12 protein-coding genes and 7 pseudogenes are annotated in these 18,966 nt (G+C 66.3%); 11 read left to right on the forward strand and 8 right to left on the reverse strand.

All coding sequences use genetic code 11. From position 1 onward, the window contains the following. Positions 1-84: 84 nt before the first annotated feature. Both OG462_RS42900 and OG462_RS42905 read left to right on the forward strand, forming a co-directional pair. Complete coding sequence (locus OG462_RS42900; RefSeq protein WP_406066313.1) at positions 85-933, forward strand: IS5 family transposase; 849 nt, start codon at positions 85-87, stop codon at positions 931-933. Positions 934-1,376: 443 nt separating this feature from the next. Further along, positions 1,377-1,984, forward strand: a pseudogene (locus OG462_RS42905) (transposase family protein); the annotation flags it as partial. A 51-nt stretch (positions 1,985-2,035) separates the two neighbouring features. Here OG462_RS42905 and OG462_RS42910 read toward each other — a convergent pair. Both OG462_RS42910 and OG462_RS42915 read right to left on the reverse strand, forming a co-directional pair. After that, a pseudogene (locus tag OG462_RS42910) lies at positions 2,036-2,175 on the reverse strand (IS110 family transposase); the annotation flags it as partial. 16 nt (positions 2,176-2,191) lie between these two features. Continuing rightward, positions 2,192-2,337, reverse strand: a pseudogene (locus OG462_RS42915) (IS5/IS1182 family transposase); the annotation flags it as partial. Between the two features lie 976 nt (positions 2,338-3,313). Between OG462_RS42915 and OG462_RS42920 the strand changes: the two are divergent. The 4 genes from OG462_RS42920 (at position 3,314) to OG462_RS42935 (ending at position 10,103) form a co-directional block, all read left to right on the forward strand. Then, a complete protein-coding gene (locus OG462_RS42920; protein WP_406066907.1) occupies positions 3,314-4,291 on the forward strand; it encodes an IS630 family transposase in 978 nt (325 codons plus the stop codon). Between the two features lie 1,558 nt (positions 4,292-5,849). Then, on the forward strand, positions 5,850-6,170 hold the full coding sequence (mihF, locus tag OG462_RS42925; RefSeq protein WP_406066238.1) for an integration host factor, actinobacterial type: 321 nt from the start codon (positions 5,850-5,852) through the stop codon (positions 6,168-6,170). Between the two features lie 895 nt (positions 6,171-7,065). Beyond that, a complete protein-coding gene (locus OG462_RS42930; RefSeq protein WP_406053500.1) occupies positions 7,066-8,694 on the forward strand; it encodes an ISAzo13 family transposase in 1,629 nt (542 codons plus the stop codon). A 956-nt stretch (positions 8,695-9,650) separates the two neighbouring features. After that, positions 9,651-10,103, forward strand: a complete 453-nt coding sequence (locus OG462_RS42935) for a hypothetical protein (protein WP_406053926.1) — start codon at positions 9,651-9,653, stop codon at positions 10,101-10,103. Between the two features lie 1,023 nt (positions 10,104-11,126). Here OG462_RS42935 and OG462_RS42940 read toward each other — a convergent pair. Together OG462_RS42940 and OG462_RS42945 are read right to left on the reverse strand one after the other, a co-directional pair. Then, the gene (locus OG462_RS42940) at positions 11,127-11,252 is read right to left on the reverse strand and encodes a hypothetical protein (protein WP_406053924.1); all 126 of its coding nucleotides are present in this window, start codon (positions 11,250-11,252) and stop codon (positions 11,127-11,129) included. Between the two features lie 151 nt (positions 11,253-11,403). After that, positions 11,404-11,574 (reverse strand): annotated as a pseudogene (locus OG462_RS42945) (IS5/IS1182 family transposase); the annotation flags it as partial. A 161-nt stretch (positions 11,575-11,735) separates the two neighbouring features. Between OG462_RS42945 and OG462_RS42950 the strand changes: the two are divergent. After that, positions 11,736-12,258, forward strand: a pseudogene (locus OG462_RS42950) (winged helix-turn-helix domain-containing protein). Next, positions 12,144-12,752, forward strand: coding sequence for a transposase (locus OG462_RS42955; RefSeq protein ID WP_406066281.1), 609 nt, complete (start codon positions 12,144-12,146; stop codon positions 12,750-12,752). Before OG462_RS42950 ends, OG462_RS42955 begins: the two are co-directional and overlap by 115 nt. Positions 12,753-12,829: 77 nt before the next feature. Here OG462_RS42955 and OG462_RS42960 read toward each other — a convergent pair whose 3' ends face one another. The 3 genes from OG462_RS42960 to OG462_RS42970 all read right to left on the reverse strand — a co-directional run bounded on the left by OG462_RS42960 (position 12,830) and on the right by OG462_RS42970 (position 14,677). Beyond that, on the reverse strand, positions 12,830-12,964 hold the full coding sequence (locus OG462_RS42960; RefSeq protein ID WP_406053922.1) for a transposase family protein: 135 nt from the start codon (positions 12,962-12,964) through the stop codon (positions 12,830-12,832). A 535-nt stretch (positions 12,965-13,499) separates the two neighbouring features. Beyond that, the gene (locus OG462_RS42965) at positions 13,500-14,372 is read right to left on the reverse strand and encodes an IS3 family transposase (RefSeq protein ID WP_406053522.1); all 873 of its coding nucleotides are present in this window, start codon (positions 14,370-14,372) and stop codon (positions 13,500-13,502) included. Next, positions 14,369-14,677 (reverse strand): transposase, encoded by a 309-nt coding sequence (locus OG462_RS42970; RefSeq protein ID WP_406053524.1) that lies wholly within the window; start codon positions 14,675-14,677, stop codon positions 14,369-14,371. The genes OG462_RS42965 and OG462_RS42970 overlap by 4 nt, the downstream gene beginning before the upstream one ends. A gap of 122 nt (positions 14,678-14,799) precedes the next feature. On the opposite strand from OG462_RS42970, the gene OG462_RS42975 reads away from it, so the two are divergent. After that, entirely contained in the window at positions 14,800-15,093 is a 294-nt protein-coding gene (locus OG462_RS42975) for a hypothetical protein (RefSeq protein WP_406053920.1), read from the forward strand. On the opposite strand, the pseudogene OG462_RS42980 reads toward OG462_RS42975, so the two are convergent. Continuing rightward, positions 15,090-16,234, reverse strand: a pseudogene (locus OG462_RS42980) (transposase). The gene OG462_RS42975 and the pseudogene OG462_RS42980 overlap by 4 nt on opposite strands. Positions 16,235-17,923: 1,689 nt before the next feature. Between OG462_RS42980 and OG462_RS42985 the strand changes: the two are divergent. Further along, positions 17,924-18,685 (forward strand): annotated as a pseudogene (locus tag OG462_RS42985) (DUF5954 family protein); the annotation flags it as partial. A 31-nt stretch (positions 18,686-18,716) separates the two neighbouring features. Beyond that, positions 18,717-18,962, forward strand: coding sequence for a DUF5954 family protein (locus OG462_RS42990; protein WP_406066310.1), 246 nt, complete (start codon positions 18,717-18,719; stop codon positions 18,960-18,962). Positions 18,963-18,966: the final 4 nt, after the last annotated feature.

Raw genomic sequence — 18,966 nt, forward strand, 5'->3', positions numbered from 1 at the left:
TCCGCCCGATCTACGCTGAGGCGAGATGGACGTGTCTTCATGATCTCGTAGCGGGTAGCGCTTCGGGGCTGTATTGACTATGTGGTGACCGAACGACGTGCGTATCCCTCGGACTTGAAGGACGACCAGTGGGAACTGGTCGAGCCGCTGCTTCTGCAGTGGCGGGCTGCTCGGGTCGAGGGCCGGGAACCCACTACCGACCTGCGTGAGGTCGTCAATGCGATCCTCTATGTCGCCCGAACAGGGATCGCGTGGCGGTATCTGCCTCATGATCTGCCGCCTCACACGACGGTCTACGGCTACTTCCAGGCGTGGGAGGCGGACGGCACTACAGAGGAGATCCACGACACGCTCCGTGAACAGTTACGGAAGAAGAAGGGCCGCCGGATCCTGCCCACAGCCGCAGTGATCGACGCCCAGACGGTGAAGGCATCACCGAACGCACCGGAGGCCACGCAGGGATACGACGGAGGCAAGAGGGTCAAGGGCCGTAAGCGGCACATCGCCACTGACACCCTCGGGCTCCTCCTGGTCCTGATCGTCACCGCCGCCGGCGTGCAGGACACCAACGGCGGCAAACTCGCCGCCGACGAACTCGCCACAAAGTTGCCCACCGTGACGAAAGCCTGGGTGGACGCCGGATACAAGGCAAAAATGATCGCGCACGCCTCGGACCTTGGCATCGATGTGGAAGTCGTCTCACGTGATGCGGAGCAGAAGGGCTTCGTGGTCCAGAAAGTCCGATGGCGTGTGGAGCAGACTTTCGGGATCATGAGCCGGTACCGCCGCCTGCACCGCGACTACGAAGCCTTGCCGACCCGGTCCCGGTCAATGATCCACTGGTCCATGGTGAACTCCATGGCCAACCGGTTGACCGCCAGCCCGAACAAAACCGGGCAATACCTCCGCCCGAAACCCCCCGCGACAGCCTAAAGCAGTACCGAACACCCTCTCAGAGCCTGCTCTGCTTTGACGTGCACCATCGGTGTGCCGATCAGGCCGCCGAGGCGGTCTCGTATTCGGCGTAACTGAGGTGGCCGGGACCGTTGTGGAGCCGGTGCAGGCTTTACCCGGTTCTCGAACTACTCGAGTATTGCGTGTGTAGGCAGCCCTGCTGCGCCAGGGGTGGTTGCCGTCCACCTCATTCTTCAGGAGGAGAAGAATGATTCTGCCGACGTGTTGTCCCAGAGCTGGCCGGTGCAGCCGACGGACGGCCGGATGCCGAACGGTGTTGCCAGGGTGGTGAGTTCATGGCTGGTGTACTGGGTGGATTCAACTGGGCGTCGCAACACCTCAGGTCGGAGGTGGAGCGACGGGTGTTGGACCGTGGCAGCGCCGGGTGCGTGAGTGCCCGGAGACAGCTGCGGCAGTACTTTGAGAATGAGATGTTTCCACGGTTCGCGGCCGGTTTCGATGTCTCCACCGCAATGGCCTGGCGGTACGTTGACGAGACCGTCGAGGGCCTGGCCGCATGGGCGCCGGGCTTCCACAAGGCCCTCGTCGGCCCGGGTGAGGGCGGCTTCGTCATCGTCGACCCCACCCTCGTCCCCAACGACCGCAGCTACGCGGACGAGCCATACTACTCGATGTAAAACCATCGCCATGGGATGAACGTGCAGGTCATCGCGCGTGGGGGTGGGACACCGCTGTGGTTCCCAAAGGCCCTGCCGGCTGGACCCACGACGTGACCGCAGCCAGACCCCGCGGCATCATCCTGGCCCGCCTCACCCGCCAGATCCTGAGTCTCGCAGACCGGGCCTACCAGGGCGCCGGCGTAGCCGTCCCCCTCCCTCCCGCCACCGCGAACAACCAGAGCACTGCCAGTAGTTCAACCGTGATCACGCCCGCTTGCGGGCACCCGGTGAACGCGCCTCGCCCAGCTCGAAACCTGGCAGGTCCTCCGGTGAGCGCGACGTCCCACTAACCGCGCCACCAGATCACAAGAGCCATCCCCACCCTCCTGAACTGCGGGTATTCAGAATGAAAAGGTTCACCAAGGATCTTCGGAGTGGTCACCGATGGTGGTTGGTGGTGTTCATGCGGCGAGGGAGATGCCGGGGGTTCGGGATTCGTAGAAGGTGCCGTCGCGGAGCATGGCAAACAGGACGCTGATGCGCTGGCGGGCGAGACGGAGGAGTACTCGGGGGTGGTTCCATCGCGGACTCTTTGACGGTCACGGTCACGGTCGCGGCCCGATGCCGAATCCGGCAGCGAGCCGGCGCATAGGTGTCACCGCACCGCAAGGTGGCCCGGAGAGCAAGGCCTGACGTGCGGTGGGAAGGCGCCGCCATTGCGTCCCGATCGCCTGTCGCCCGGCTGTCCGGTCAGGAACCGCAAGGCGCGGCTGGATAGATCGGCTGAGGATGGGTGGACAAACTCGTGAAGCCCCCGGCGGACACGGGTGGTCTCGGTCGAGGACCCGTCTGCCGGGAGCTTCGTCGCTGCGCAGGACTGTCCAGCTCGCGGTCGACACCGCCAGCCGGAAAGACTCACTGCGCCCGGTGAGGCCCTACGAATGCATGCGAGGAGATTTTGTTGTTGAAATTAACGAGAACCCTGTATGAGTCGCAACTGTCAGCCTCTGTCTTCCCGCTGCCGCAGAAATTCCCGATCGGGGAGTGGTATAGAGAGGCGCCGCTTTCATTAGGGTTTTCATAGGCTCGAACCGGTTGCACATTCCGATTGCGGGTGGATGACGCCGTGTTCTGAACGCTGACCGCAGTGTTCCAGTAATAAACCCCTGCACTTATATAGTCGTTTTCGTTGGTTCGGAAGTCCGCTACAGGCGGGTAGTTGGACGTGTCGACTACGTATGCGTCGTAGATGCAAAACTCTCTGAGATCACATTTCCCATCAAACGAGTGTCCTGCGACGCTGCTCGTGCCAGCCGAGCTGAGGGTGTCGTCAGCGCCGGCGGCACTGCTGGCGCCGGCGCCAGCGAGCAAGAGAGCGAGAGCGGCGCCCGCGGCGGCTGCTGTGCGCTTGATCATCGAGCTTCCTATCGTCGTCGAATCCGAATTCGCTCGTGGGTCGCGACGCCTGTGGCGAAGAAAGAGACCGCAATAGCTCTACGGTTCCCTGATACGCGGTTCGAGGTCTATTCCTGGTAAGTCAGGATGGTGGAGTTTGGGTTTAATCCATCCATCCCGGCTGCTTGGGAGGATAGATGAATCGCCGGGAGGATTACTAGGGTAATCAATACCCTCCCCTCTATTGATCCGAAACGGTTTGGGTTCTGGGTCGTTGGTGGGGTGTGAGCGATCTGGTGGGGGACGCGCGGCATCTGTCGCCGTCGGCGCAGGAGGCCCTGCGGCTGCGGGCGGTGGCCGCGTTGGTGGCGGGGCGGGACCGTGAGGACGTGGCGGCGGTGTTCGGGGTGTCGCTGAAGGCGGTCGACACCTGGTGGGCGAAGTGGCAGGCCGGTGGCCGGGAGGCGCTGGTCATGCGCCCGCGAGGCAAGCCGGTCGGGGTGCATCAGGTGCTCGGGGAGGCCGAGCAGGCCGCGGTGCGGCAGGCGGTCCTCGATCACCGGCCCTGCGACGTGGGGCTTTCCGGTCAGCTGTGGACGCGGCGGTTGGTGGGCGAGCTGATCGCGAAGCTGTACCGGGTGCGGCTGACGGAGGTGGGGCTGGGCAAGTACCTGAAGCGGTGGGGACTGTCCTTCCAGCGCCCGGACAAGCGGGCCGTCGAGCAGGACCCGCAGGCCGTGCGCCGCCGGCATCAGGAGACCTGGCCGGCGATCCGGGCGAAGGCGGGGAAGGACGGCGGCGAGGTCCTGTTCGCCGACCAGGTCGGCATCCGCTCCGACCAGGTCACCGGCCGTACCTGGGGCGAGAAGGGGAAGACCCCCGTCGTGCGGCGGACCGGCAACCGGTTCTCGGTGAACGCGATGTCGGCGATCAGCACCAAGGGCCGGATGCACTTCATGGTCTTCACCGAGAGCTTCACCGCTGAGGTGATGTGCCGCTTCCTGGACCGGCTCGCCGCCCACCCCGACGACGTCGAACTGCACTTTCTGCCCCCGTACTCGCCCGAGCTGAACCCTGACGAGCTGGTCAACGCCGATCTCAAGCACAGCCTGCCCAAGCAGCACCGAGCCCGGGACCAGGCCGAACTCGCCGCGGAGACCCGCCGCTTCTTCCGCAGACGCCAGCGTCAGCCGCACATCGTCCGCGGTTACTTCGGCGGCCCACATGTCCGCTACGTCCTGGACGAGAACCCCATGTTTTCTGATAGGACGCTGAGTACTCAGATCTGCTGGCTCCTGCATTCCGTGCTCGGCTTGTCGTGACCGGCGCCGATCCCACAGGATCGGAGTCAGTGGCCGTGGATGGGCACGGCCCGCGGCTCCGGCACGGCCAGACGCCCGGTGCTCACCTGCTGGGCGCGATGACCGGTCACTGCCGGACCGTCACCTGGCTATGGGTTGCCGACAAGACCAACGAGATCACCTGCTTCGCCGCGCTGTCGCCTTACGGCCTGACCGGGGTCACGGTCACGGCGGATGCCCTGCACGCCCAGCGCAGTCACGCGCGTTTCCTGGTGGAGGAGAGGAAGGCGCACTACCTGCTGGTGGTCAAGACCAACCAGCCCGAACCGTCACCGCAGGCTGCGCTCGCCACTGGAAGGACGTCACCGCACGCCGCTGCGACCGTGGGATCGGCGATGGTCGGCGCGGGGAGACCCGGGCGACCAGAGCCCTCAATGTCACCGACCTCGCCCTGGACTTCCCCCCACACCGCTCAGGGCCGTGCGCATCCGGCGTCACCGTACGCACATTGTGACCGGCACCGGCAGCCGCCAGATCATGTAAGCGATCACGGACCTGACCTCTCACCAGGCCTCGCCCCAACGGTTCGGCCGGCTCGCCAGGTCGCAGTGGACCATCGAGAACCGGCACTTCGTCCGTGACACCACCTTCCGGGAGGACGCCTCGAACATCCGTACCGGCCGCGGCCCCGAGAACATAGCCACCCAGCGCAACCTGGCGATCAACACCCTCCGCGCCGCCGGGCACCGGAACATCGCCGTCGTTCTGCTCCACGCCTCCTACGAGTCTTTCACCCGCCCACTCGACCTCCTGGACAATGCCTGACCAGCCGGTCCACGTGATCACCGCGACCTTGAAACGCCCCTGCATCCGCTCCTTCGACCAGGGCCGAACCCACCGCCATCGTGCCTACCTCCAGGACCGTCTGTTTCAGGACGACACGGGAGGTGCAGGGGTTCCAGAGCAGCGGGCGTCTGATGGCAGCCTGCGGATTCGCGGCCGGGTTGCATGCACGGGCCGAGACTCACGCCTTGAGCGGTCTTGCGTCAGTACACCAGCCGGACTTGATGACTGACGTGCAGGTTTCGCTGGGCGGAGCGAGTGCCCCGGGCTGTCGATGAGCCAGGGACAGTCTGACTGGCCCGCTCCTCGACCGTGCGACCACGCCGCGGCAGCGGCGGGGCATCTTCCCGGGGTGACCAGCGCGCGTGTCGGCGATCAGTGGAACCTGGACCGGGGTGACCTCTTCGTGACCATCGGCCATCGATTCGGCCGGGTGGAAGAACACCGCCGCATGCGCTACTACGTACCGGCCCTTGACGGCGGGATCGCAAGGCCGGACTCCGTTCCCGCAAGGGCTGGAATGCGGTCCGCCTCCGCGGTGGCTGTGGCGAGCAAGTGTGCGGTGCGGGATGGTGCGGGGCGAGCAAAGGCGGTCCGCACTGATGGTGCCGCGACCTGCCGGAGGGAAGAGTGGTGGACCGCAAGAGTATTGCTTTCCCTGTCATGAGCCGCGGTATGAGGGCAGGCTGACCAAGACATCCGACTCATCGAGAGGCCGCGCATGGCGATACCGCCGATGACCCAGTCCGAACGGGCTGAGGCGTCCCGAAGAGCAGTTGCTCTGCGACGTGAACGTGCCGGTGTCCTTCGCGATCTGGAGCAGGGGCGTACCAGCTTGGAAGCGATGCTGGAGCGCAGGGACGACGTGGCCGGCCCGATACGCGTCCGTCGGCTGCTCGAGGCTCTGCCGGGTATCGGGCCGGTCAGGTCTGCGAGACTGATGCGGGAAGCGGGCATCTCCGAGCGCCGGCGGATCAAGGGGGTCGGGCCCAGGCAGAGGGAACGGCTTCTCGCTCTGCTTGCCGTGCCCCCATACGGCCCCTTCCTGCCGTCCTGAGTGGGGACCGTTCCATATCGGCGACCCCCGGGGTTCGCGGTGAGGGCGACGGCGCGAACGTGCGTGGCCTCTTCGAGCCGTACACGGTGTCATGGGACGTGCCCTGACTGCGTACCGGCTCTCGTTCGAAGGATCACGGGAGCCGGAGTCGGGGCAGGCGTGAGCGACCTTGGCCTGATGCCGGCCGGTCGATGTGTGTCCGACGACGGAGGAGCGATCCTGAGCATGAGCCGGTCGCGGATGTTGCCGTACACCCCTGCGCCGGAAGCGATCGGAGATCGCCTACCCCGGCCCATGGCGTTCGGGCAGGTCCCGCCACGGTACGCGTGGGCAGCTTCCGCCGGAGCCCGTGCACGACGTGAGGCAGGTTCCGCACCGGCCGGCTCATCCGACACGGCGCTGCCTACGACGTTGTCAACGCCCACGACTCATCAGTGAGTTCGGTTCGACACGACGCGAGCAGAGGTGCGAGGGACCGGCCTGGGGACGCCGTGCAGGCCGACAGGCCTCATGGTCCGTAGCGCGGCCGCAGCGGCCTCTCCCCTCTGTCCACGCCTCGACTCACAGCCGCCGGGAGACTCTCAGCGCACTGCGGCTGACGCCATGCCTCAAGTGGGGTGAGCTACTCGCCTCACGCATGGAGCACGTCTACTCATGTCAGCGGGCTGCTTTGAGCGCCCACTGGAAGATTCGGACGACACCGGACTGTTGGTTGTTGTGCACGGTCGGCAGACTGCCGCACCTCCCTGATTCCATCGAGCCACGAAGCTGCTCAGCGGAGGGGCGGCCCGGCCGTCGCCGGTCTCATCGTGACTTGCGGGTGCGTGGGTGAGCCTCCTAAGGGTCTGCCGATCATCAAGGTGTTGCTTTCAGAGCTCGGGCGCGTTGGTGTCGTATGCGCATCCCGGACGAGACTCGTGATCAACTTGCCGTGAAGTTCGCGGTGTTGTTCCCACACCTGGACGAACGACAGCGGCGGCTGCTGATGGCCGCGGAGGCCCGAGGACTGGGCCATGGCGGCATTCGGGCCGTGGCCCGGGCGGCCGGGGTGAGCGGGACGACGGTTCGCAAGGGCATGTCCGACCTGGAGACAGGCCAGTTCCTGACCGGGCGGGTGCGGCGGCCGGGCGGCGGACGCAAACGCGTCGCGGACCTCGACCCTGGACTGCGGGGTGCCCTGCTGAGCCTGGTCGAGCCGGACGAACGTGGTGATCCGATGTCGCCGTTGCGGTGGACGACGAAGTCGACCCGCACGCTGGCGGCCGAGCTGACCCGTCAGGGTCACCGGGTCGGTGCGGACACCGTCGCCGGTCTGCTGCGGCAGGAGGGGTTCCGGCTGCAGGCCAATGCCAAGACACTCGAGGGCAGCCAGCATGCCGACCGGGATGCCCAGTTCCGGTATCTCAACGAGCAGGCACGTGATCACCAGGATGCCGGCCAGCCGGTGATCAGCGTGGACACCAAGAAGAAAGAGCTGGTCGGCGACTTCCACAACCATGGCCGTTCCTGGCGGCCCACAGGCGAACCGGTGCCGGTCCGCGTCCACGACTTCGCCGATCCGCTGCTGGGCAAGGCCATCCCTTATGGCGTCTACGACCTGGCGGCCAACACCGGCTGGGTCAATGTCGGCACCGACCACGACACCGCCGCGTTCGCGGTGGAGTCGATCCGACGCTGGTGGCACGGTCAGGGCCGGGCCGACTACCCGCAAGCTTCCCGGCTGCTGATCACCGCCGATGCGGGCGGGTCCAACGGCTATCGCGCCCGGGCCTGGAAACTCCACCTCGCCCGCCTGGCCGCGGAAACCGGGCTGGTCATCACGGTCTGCCACCTGCCGCCGGGCACGTCGAAGTGGAACAAGATCGAGCACCGGCTCTTCTCCCACATCACGATGAACTGGCGCGGTCGCCCGCTGACCAGCCACGAAGTCATCCTCGAGTCGATCGCCGCGACCACCACCCGCACCGGACTGCGGGTGAAGGCCGAGCTGGACACCAACACCTACCCCACCGGCGTCGGTGTCGGCGACGCGGAGATGGCGGCCCTGCCGCTGACCCGGCACACCTTCCACGGCGAGTGGAACTATGCCCTGCACCCCCAGCCGAGCCCGGCCGTCCCGGCAGCCCGCAACGGCCGGCCACCGACACCGCCGTGGCACTCGGCGCTGCTGTCCGACCCCGAACTGACGGGCCTGACTCCACACCAGCTGCAGAACCTCATCCACACCCTGGCCGCGAAGGGCCTTCCCCGCCGCGGACGCCCACCCCGCCTCACCTTCGCCGACCAGGTCCTGGCCACCGTGCTCCACCTGCGCGTCAACCTGGCCGCGGAACCTCTTGCCGTTCTGTTCAACAGCAGCCGCACCGCAATGCACCGCACCCTGCTGAAGATCAGGAAACTGCTTGAAGCACAGGGCATCATCATCTCGCCGGCCGTCATCCCACCGACCGCCCTGCCAGCCCTTCGAGCCCGAGTGGCCGCCCAAAGCAGCAGCCCCAACAGCAAGATCAAAGCGGCAGGTTAATGATCGGCAGACCCTAAGGGCTCGCAGAAGAACAACACGCGGACGAGCAACGCGCTGACCTGCTGTGTCAAGGCCTAAAACACGCAAGTTTATTCTCTGCGAGCCCTTAGTTGCAGCGGTCCGACGGTAAACGCCGAGCTCGACACGGGCGAGTGTCCCACCGGCATACGCATCAGCGATGAGATCATCGCCGGCCTGCCGATCACCCGCCACCACTTCCACTGAGACTGGAACTGCACCGTTCACCCCGCGGACCGCCCCTGCGTCTTCCCCGGCAACGCGCGAGGTCGGACACGTTGCTCCCCGGGCTGGAAGAGCGCCGCAAGGGGGTCCGAGCTGTGGCCAGCCGCGGACCGTGCCACGCCTGCGTCATGGTCCGCAAACCCACCCTCACTCCCGCCAGCCAGATCCTGGTGGCCATCCTCTACCAAGGACATCGGAGCCGGCCGCCCGAGTGCAATGAGCACCGGGTACTCACGCCTTTCTATGGATTCACACGGGAAAATGGGTAAGCCGGTTGGGTTGCCCGGCGGCATCGAGAAACGAGGAGTCCATGATCTAGAGCCCAGACATTCCGGATGCGGCGGTACAGTCTGTGACGGAAATTTCGCTTTGAGTCCGTGAATCGATACAGGCCTGCAGCGCAATCCGCCTCGCGTGTAGCGAAGTAGCCGAAATAAGTGCTCGACGAGCCATCACATGCTTTCCTTCGGCGACATGGGGGAGAGCTGGAACTCTGTTCCCTGCACATGGCGCGGCGTCACCAATCGAGATTCCTCTGCCCACTAGACAGGATGATACGAATGGCCACCCGCATGTCCGATTCCGAATCTATACGGCAGAGCGGTCCCGAACCCTACGTTCCATGTGTCGATGGCGGTAGGTGCGAAGCAGAGAGGACTGCACGCCACCAACTGTGGTGGACGATCCACCAAATGTCCGGAGGCCATGGGCGTGTGCCACCCAGCACCGAAGACCTCCGCCAATGGTCTGGCGTACTGATCGACGGTCTCATCGCATACCGGGACGACGTCATTCGCCTGAGCGGGCAGCAAGCAGGCTTCTGGCAGATGCGATTGATCTTGGCAATCGAGAAGTACCTGCAGCCCGTATTAGGCGGCCTCCCAGCCAGACGCTGGCTCGTCCACGCCCGTCACCGCACCCATGCCCGTCCCGGTCCCGCAGTCGACCGACAGCTCTACCAGGTCTGGGTCCCCCATCTGGTCTTCACGGTCCGTGAGATCATCGCCGAGACCGCCGTAGTCGCTGCACGCGCTATCCGCGCCGATGAAGAACCCGTCACCGCGGCCCATCTGCTCCAAGCCCGTCACACCCTCCAACATGCCTGCCGCCGTCTGAACGATCCGCCCCCCGACCCGAAACCAGCCAGACGCAAGCGCACAGGGTGAGGGTGCCGACCGCCGGCCAGACGTCATCCGACCCCAGGCTCCACGGGGTGGCCACCGGGACAGGCGAGCCCGGGACGAGGCACCGAAGACGCCGTCGGCCGCCAGACCGCAGGGAGGCTCCTCTGCGGACGCGGTGCCTGCACGAAGAAGCCCAAGGAACTGACAGCGGCGCTTCATCCCCCGCAGGGCCTCCACCTTGCCTGTGGCTGGACGGTGAGCATCCGCAGCGGCCTCATCCGATGCTCCAGGCAGCGAGACCGGGCGGCCCCGCCGAGCAACACCCGCATTTTGGGAGAAGGACTACACAACGATGATCACCGTCGTAGGGCATGGCGACCTCACCGCGCCCACGTTGGCAATGCTCGAATCCGAGCTGACTTCCCGTTTGACCGCCTGCGCGGCTGCGGACGGGACGCTAGTGATCCGAGCCGGTCAGGGGCTTCCGGTCGTCGCCGGACGAGCCGCGGGAGCCGCGGGCCTGGCACCGGTGACCGTCCTGCCCGCAAAGGCGGGACTGCCCGTCCCGCTACGCCAGGGCCACAGGCCGGTCGAAGAGCTGCTCAAGCTGTCGCAGCAGACACGGCTGCTCGAGTACGACCCGTCGAGCCGTGACTCGTGCATCGCCGCGGACGAGACCCTGATCCGCAAATGTGCCAAGATCCTGGCCGTATGGGACGGCTCCCCCTCCACCGACCGGGATGCCACTGCTCACCTCGTCGCCTACGCACTCGGACGTGGTGTCGAAGTTGAGGTCCTCTGGCCCGAAGGAGCACGTCGCATACCGTGGGGCCCGCCAGGCCTGCCTGGTCGCGATCGCCCGACGGGTGCTTGCGCAAGCAGGGCAAGGGGAATCTCTGCTGAACGGCCTCGGCGCTCTGTCGACAACGGGTAGCGGCAGAGCGCCGAGGCCGATCAACGCATTCGATACGAGCCGCGCACGGCAGACATGCCGAGCCGCTGTCATCGGAATTAAATCAAACCCTGCCAAGTCGGCAGAGAGGAGTAGGAATGCTCAAATTGCGATCAGCCCGCGTCGTCATCGCTGGGATCGTCGATGACGCTGATGTCAGTCCGGTGGCAGGTGTAGTAGCCGTCACAAATCGGCTTCGGGCTCTGCTCCGGGATCAGCAGCTGCAATGCCTGTAGCATCGTATCTCCATGTTTTTGACGTTTAGTCCGCAAAGTGCAGCCGCCTTGGCCGGGCGGGACACGTGGCGGTAAATCTAGTCTCCAGGTTCACGACAGCTCCTGAGTACTAAGTACCGGGATCTCTAAAGAATCCGGTGTGACTGGGGCGTTTTCATCCCGAATAGCTGCAGGTCAGCCGTGTGTGGACGGCCTGGGCGAGGGAGCTGATGCGGCGGGTGGTACATCTGGCTCGGGCAAGGACGGTGGCTCCGGCGCCCTGGTAGGCGCGGTCCGCAAGGATGAGGATCTGCCTGGTGATGCGGGCATGGGCGATGCCGTGGGCACGCGTGGGCATTATGGTTCGTTACTGACTTCAGCTCGTCGGGGTGAATCTGTGTGAAGTCCCTGACGGGTGAAGGCGGGTGGCTGTATCCGTGAGGTGTGAGATATGCAGATGGGGGCGGGCTGACGCCGACGGGGCGCCGGCGTCGGGAGACGGTTCGGATGCAGGCGGCTGAACTGTTCGAGCAGCAGATCAAGCCGTCGGAAGTCGCACGGCGGCTGCGGGTGAGTGTGAAGTCGGCTTATCAGTGGCACCAGTTGTGGCGGGATGGCGGTGTTCAGGCGCTGGCCTCCCGTGGTCCGAGCGGGTCGCGGTGCCTGGCTGTCCCCGCGGTCTTTGGAGAAGCTGGCCGCGTATCTGGAGCAGGGGCCGGCCGCGCATGGCTGGGTGGAGGACCAGGTGTGGACCGCCTCGCGGGTGGCCACGCTGATCGGCAGGAAGTTCCATGTCTCCTACAGCGTCTCGGGTGCGACCCGGCTGATGCACCGGCTGGGCTTCAGCCCGCAGGTGCCCGCCCGGCGGGTCGCGGAGCGCGATGAGCAGGCTGTCGCCGTATGGAAGGAGGCGACCTGGGCGGAGGTAAAAGGGCGAGGGCGGCCTGCGGGGGCTACGTCTGCTTCGAGGACGAAGCCGGGTTCACCCGCAGGCCGCCGCGGGGACGGACCTGGGGCCGGCGCGGAGTGACCCCGGTTGTCACCATCAGCGGCCGCCGTTCGGGCCGGCTGTCAGTGGCCGGGCTGATTGCAATGCGGCCGGGTTCCCGGACCCGGCTGTGTCACCGCCTGCGGAGTCATCCCGCGGGGAAAAGTGCCCGTCGCAGTATGGGCGAGCGGGACTTCATCGCGCTGATCGACGGTGTCCACCAGCTGGTCGGGGCACCAATCGTGCTGGTCTGGGACCGGTTGAACACCCACGTGTCCCGCAGGATGCAGGCCCTCGTGGCCGAGCGGGCATGGCTGACGGTGTTCCTGCTGCCCGCCTACTCGCCCGACCTCAACCCCGTCGAGTGGGTATGGGCCCACGTCAAACGCAGCCTCGCCAACCTCGCCGTCATGGCCCTCGACCAGCTCGAAGCCCTTGTCCGTAACAGGCTCAAACGCCTTCAATACCGGTCCCACACCCTCGACGGCTTCATAGCGGGGACCGGCTTGACCCTCGTCGAGCAACTATCACCCTGACGAGCTGACGTCAGTACTGTGGCCGGTATCGATCACGTGCCGTCGGCGATGACGCAGTCGCCCTCGCCCAGCCTCGATCAGAGCCTCGTGCGGGCCCGGTTCACATGCTCCTGCTCGGCGACGTACCGCCAGACCGTCGCGGCCGAGACGCCGAAGCCAGCCTTCAGGGCGGGCGGTGTCTTGTTCTGGCGCAGACGCACCAGCGCGAGCAACGCCCTCTGGAGGCAGGATCAGCTTCCTCCCCCGCATACGATGTTGGCACCTTCATGCGTGGATGAGCCGGGAATTGTGTCGACCAGCGCATGTGGGATCTCGACCGTGGCACATATGGGACCGAGCGAGACTCCTCGGACGATGCGTGGTGGGTAGCGGACACCCCTGCAACGACCAGGAGCCTTGTCTCGTCACCCGACTCCGGCGACCTGCCAGTTCACCCCACAGAGACGGGATGCAAACGCCTCAGTTCAGGGCGAATTGTGCCTCCGAGGTGTATCCTTCTCATCGGTATCGGCCAGACACCAACGAGGTGTATCGGTGTCGGCGGTGCCGTGACTGGGGGGCTATGTCTTTGGTCAAGCTGGTCGGGTGGTCGTTCGAGGCGTCTGGAACGATGTGTCTCCGTGCATCCTGATGATCAGGTTGGTGAGTGTGTCCCTGCGGAGCTCGCGGTGTTCCTCCGGGAGGCGGTCGACGGCCGCCCGGTGAAGTGGGCTTGTTCCGCTTTGACGGACACGTTTGGTGTGGTGGTCAGGCTGCGAGGGCGGTCTCGTATTCGGCGGGGCTGCGGTAGCCGAGGCTGCTGTGGAGCCGGTGCAAGTTGTACCAGCTCTCGGTCCACTCGAATATCGCGGTGTGGGCTGCGGCCCGGCTGGGCCATGGCCGGCTGTCGCCGAGCTCGTTCTTGAGGGTGGAGAAGAACGATTCGGCGAGGGCGTTGTCCCAGCATTGGCCAGTGCGTCCGACTGAAAGCCTGATGCCGAAATCTGTTGCCAGGGTGGCGAGTTCACTGCTGGTGTATTGGCAGCCGCGGTCGGACTGGAAGATCACCGGGCTGGCCGGGCGGCGGGTTCGGCAGGCGGCCGTGAGGGCGTCGGCGACGAGTTCGGTCCGCAGGTGGTCGGCGGTGGCCCAGCCGACGACGCGGCGGGAGGCGATGTCGATGACGGTGGCGAGGTAGAGCCAGCCCTCGTCGGTGGCGATGTAGGTGATGTCCCCGCACCAGCGGGTGTCGATCGCGGCGGGGTCGGGCTGGAAGTCGCGAAGCACCAGGTCAGGCCGGGTCACCGTGTGCGGGTCGGGAACGGTGGTGCGGTGGCGGCGCCTGCGGTGCCGGCCGGTCAGGCCGGCCTGTCGCATCAGACGGGCGACCCGGCGCCGCCCGCAGCCGGCTCCTTCACGCTGAAGGACAGCGTGGACGCGCGGGGCGCCATAGGTGCCGCGGGACTGCTGGTGGACGGCTGTGATCTGTTCGGTCAGCTCGGCGTCTCTCACCGAACGGGGGCCGGGGGTGCCGTTGCGGCGGGCGTAGTAGGCGGTCCGGGAGACCTTGAGGAGTTCACACGTCCGTTTGACGGTGTGACCTGCGGTTTTCTCCGCCTCGGTGAACGGGTCCACGTTCACCGGGTCTCCGTCGCGAAGAAAGCCGTCGCACGCTTGAGGATGTCGACGTCCTCGCGCAAGCGGCGGTTCTCCCGCCGCAGAGCCGCCAGTTCCTCGCGTTCGCTGCTGGTCAGGCCGTCACGTTCACCGGCGTCGACCTGGGCCTGGCGGACCCAGTCGCGGACCGCGGTCTCGGTCAGGTCGAAGTCCTTGGCGACCTGACCGACCGAGCGGTCACCCCGCCGGCACAGCTCGACGATCTCGGCCTTGAACTCCCACGTGAACGAGCGCCGAGGACGCGCCTTCTTCTTCCCCATGCTCTCCATGATGAACATCATCCTTCCGGGGCCCAAGCCCCTGATCTCCGATGTCCGTCAAAGCGGATCAAGCCCAGAAGATCGCTCCTTCCGTATGCCATGGATGCGGCGGTCGGGTCTTCTTCGTGCTGGTGAACGCGTCTGGGGCGGAACGGGAGTGCTCTGGCTGCGGGAGCCGTGCGTTCATCGCGGACAGCGAGGAGTACTGGAACGAGGAGTCCTGGGAGGACGACGAGGCCGGTGCGGCCGGCTGCCCGTGCGGCAGCGAGGAGTTCGAGGCCGCGGTCGCGTTCTCGCTCGGCGGCGACGGATCCGTCCGCTGGGTGACCGTTGGCCTGCGGAGCATCAAGGACGGATTCTCCGGCGTCTATGCCGACTGGAAGATCGACTACGCACCGACGGATCACCTCCAGACCATGGTCTAGGTCTGCGGAGCGATGGCCCGAACGGGCTGTGGTTCGTAGAAAGTTCCGTCTCGGAGCATGGCGAACAGGATGTCGGCCTGGCGCCGGGCGAGGCAGAGCATGGCCTGGGTGTGGTGCTTGCCCTGGGTGATCTTCTTGTCGTAGTAGGCCCGGGAGGCTGGGTCGCGCAGGGCAGCGAAGGCGGAGAGGAAGAAAGCCCGTTGAGCAGCTTATTTCCCCTCCAGGACGGCTGTTCACCTCGGATCGAGGACCCCGAGGTGGGGGTCGCGGGGGCGAGGCCGGCGTATGCGGCGAGGTGGCCAGCGGTCGGGAAGGTGCCGCTGGCGCCGACCTCGATCAGGATGCGGGCTCCGGTCCTGACGCCGATGCCTGGCATCGAGGTCAGGACCTTCGAAAGAGGATGGTCCTCCAGCAGTTCCTCGATCCGCCCGGCCAGCAGCTTGCGCTGCTCAAGGACGGCCGCCAGGGAGCCTGTCAGGCTCGGGACGATCAGCGCGGCCGCCTCGGTTCCCGGACCCGTCACGGTCTGCTCGTCCAAGGCGGCGAAGATCTCCTCGACCAGCCGCTCGGCCATCCGCGGTGCCTTCGGCCGCAGCAGGGTGACCAGGCGTCGACGGCCGGCCTTGCGTATCTGGGCCGGTGAGCCGAACCGTTCCAGCAGGGTGAGGACGGCCGGGTGCTGCAACCGGGGCCCGAGCACCGTTCCAGCGACGGGTGGATCTAGGTGAGCAGGCCGTGCAGGCGGTTTGCGACCCGGGTGGCTTCGCCGGCCAGGGCGTCGTCGAAGCCGACGATCATCTCCAGTTCGGCGATGATGAATGCGTCCCTCGCGTCCGTCTTCGCTTCGCCGGATAGAGATCGGCGATCCGCCGCATCGTCAGCCCCGGCAGACAGGCGACCGGACAGCCCATGCCCCTTGCGACCGGCAGCGGCAGAGTACCGATCGAGGCCGGCTGATCGACGACGAGCACCTTTCCGCGCGTGGCCTGGAGTTTCGCGAACAGCTCGCGGGGCTTCGGCTCGGCGTTGGGCAGCCGCCTGTTGAACGCCTTCTTGCCGGCCGGGGTGACGGCGGGGCGTGGTGTTCGCCCTTGCCGACGTCCAGGCCGGGGAAGACGTCGATGTCGCCGGTGTCGATCACGTGCAGGCCCCTCCATCGCGCTTTCGTCCGGCCTTGCCTCGGCACAGAGCTGCCACATTCACGTAACGGAGAGCTCTTCCGGCTCGGGTGAAGCCGGTGCTCAAGCCCCTCATCAGCGGTCTGTCGATGCCTTCGGGCCCAGTGACACCCCCCCCGGGATCATCAACAACAGGAGGGGGAAGTCATGCCGGACTCGAAGGTCGGAGGCCCCATTGCGGAGCCATGAAAAGGTAACGGGGGGTCACCCTGGCGGCTCCTGAAGGGTTCGGACGGCCGCCAGTCTGGGCACGGGATCAGAACGGTACGGTCCCTCGGATGAGGCGAGGGCGAGGTCGGTCCTTTTCGTGAACCCGTGCCGGTCGCCCCCTGGAGTGCACCCCTCCGGCTTCTCTCCTGTCACACCCCGCGGTCGCTACTCATGTGCTGCCCCTGGCGTACGGCATAGCTTGGACTAGGGGCGGGTGGACTGGACATACGGCAACCCACGCGTTCCACCGTGGAAGTCATCCTTCAGGACAGAAACCCCTGATCCTGGATGTCCGTCAAAGCCGAACGATCCCGCCCTCAGGAAACGCAGCAGAGGAGTGCCGCCCTCGCCGTGGCTGCACTTCGTGTGGTTCAAGTCGAAGCGGAAGTCGGTCACCTGGAGCGCAGTCGCGCGACGGTGGGGCCGAGAGCGTCTGGCTCGGCCGCAATGCGCATCGGCCGTCGATGCAGTGGGACCCGCCCGTCGGGAGGGCCGACGGGCGGGTAAACCGGCACAGGGGGGTCGGTATGTGCCGGCTTGACGGCACACTTCCCCCAGAAAGCGCCGTCACTCCACCTTTTGCCTCGAGAAGGCCACTTCCCTGGCAGGGCAAATTCGATCATGCGGGGACGGTGTCAGGATGAGTAGGTGGTACTCCAGGGTGAGGCTGAGTGTTCGTCACCGAGAGGGGAGGCATAAAGGGGCGGTCACGCAAGGAGCGTCAGTGGATTTCCTTGTGCTCCACGACGTCCGAGGACGTCGACGTGACTGCACTCTGTTCCTGAGCAGCGGTCAAAGGCCGAGCCTCGGGCCATCGGGGGCTTCCTCGCGGCGTGGTCGGCATATATATGAATCCGCGGAGAGGACTCCGACGGGCTGTGCCGAGGCGATGCCGCCACGCCCATGTCCGACCTCGAAACGGGGCATCGTAGCCTTCGTGAACCTGGTGAGACGCATGCCGAACGTAGCTACCCCTTTCATCCTGCCGTCGGCTCATGCGCCCTCGAACTCCAGGACCTCAGGCCGAACGGCATGTCCCGTAAGCAACTCGGCGACCCCACTGACACCTTGCTCCCCGGGTTGGAAGAGCGCCGCGAGCGGGTCGGAGCCGTGGCCCGCGGCGGGCCGTGTCCTCGAACCGGCAGAGAACGAGATCGAACCGGTGTGTTGATACCCGGCACTCTCTTGAGTGCTCGTGAAGGGGCACGGCCTGGAAGGCGACTGTTGAGGAGGGTTGTGTCGGTGTGGGGGACGGTGTGGGGTCGGAGATTTGTGTGAGGACGAGAGCGTCGTCGTTTTCTCCGGCCGACCGGGGGTGCTGGTGTAGGGGATATTCCGGTGAAACCATGATGTGAGCGCAGAGTTGCCGCGACGATGGTGGTATGAGTGAGATGGGTGCGTGGCCGGTGGTGAGGGTTGTGGTGGGGCCGGTTGAGGTCGTGATGGAGGCCGGTACTCTTGGCGCGGCGGTACGCAGCAGCGCTCTGGCCGTACGGGGACCGCTGTTCGGGGTGGCCTCGCAGGGCAAGGACGACGGTCAACGGTGGCGTGTGGTCGTCGAGGTCACCCACGGCTGTCCGCAGCAGGCCCGTGACGGGCTGAACTCGCGGTTCTGGTTCCGGGCCAAGGACGAGGCGGACAGCAGGCGGGAACGGCGTGCGCTGCTGGCGGTGGTCGCCCGGCTGGAGAGCGAGTACGTCGACGAGCTCACCGTGCTCGGCATGCGCTATCGCGTCGTGCGGGCGGAGGAGTACGTGGCTCTCGATGCGCACGGCGACATCGAAATGCCATGGCCCACCGACTTCGGACCTCTCATTCCTGGCTGGGGCTCCGGGGCGGGCGCCCGCGGCCCGAGGGTGGACGGCGATCTCGTCCTGGACCCGGACGCACCCCTTTCTCCCGTTCAGGCGGCGGAGCGGCTGGCGTTGCGTTCCCTGGTCTACTCCGACACCAGGTTTCCCGGCCCCGTACTGCAGGACTCCGCGCGGGCTCTGGAGAGTCACCCCGATGTCGTGCTGATGCCGGTGGCGTTCCTGATCATCGAGCGGTCGGGTGAGAAGTCCTGGACGCCGGGCAGCGGTCTGCATGCCACCGTCCACGACGCACGCCGGACCCTGGCCTTCGCCCTGGCCTGGTGGGAACCGCGCAAGCGAGGTCTGATCCCGCGCGACGCAGAGAGAGACGTCGACGCGCGCACCATGGTCGCCGAGAACACCGGTCCCCTGGCCGCCGAGCTTGCGGTGTTCGCCGAGGCGGCGGACCGGCTGCGCGCAGGCAGGCAGGCTCGACGAGGTCGAGGTCCACGGCACCGTCTTCAGGATCGCCCGGGCCCGCCGCCTGCTGCGCTGGGGCTCCGACGGGCCGGAAGGCCCCCGCCCGTCCGACATCAACACGCACGCCCCCCGGGCCCTCCACCCGCGTATCGACGAGGATGGGACCATCCATTTCGAAGAGCCCACGGAGGAAGAAGACGCCTCGTGAAACA

It is taken from the genome of Streptomyces sp. NBC_01077, assembly GCF_045162855.1.
In the GTDB taxonomy this organism is placed as follows: domain Bacteria; phylum Actinomycetota; class Actinomycetes; order Streptomycetales; family Streptomycetaceae; genus Streptomyces.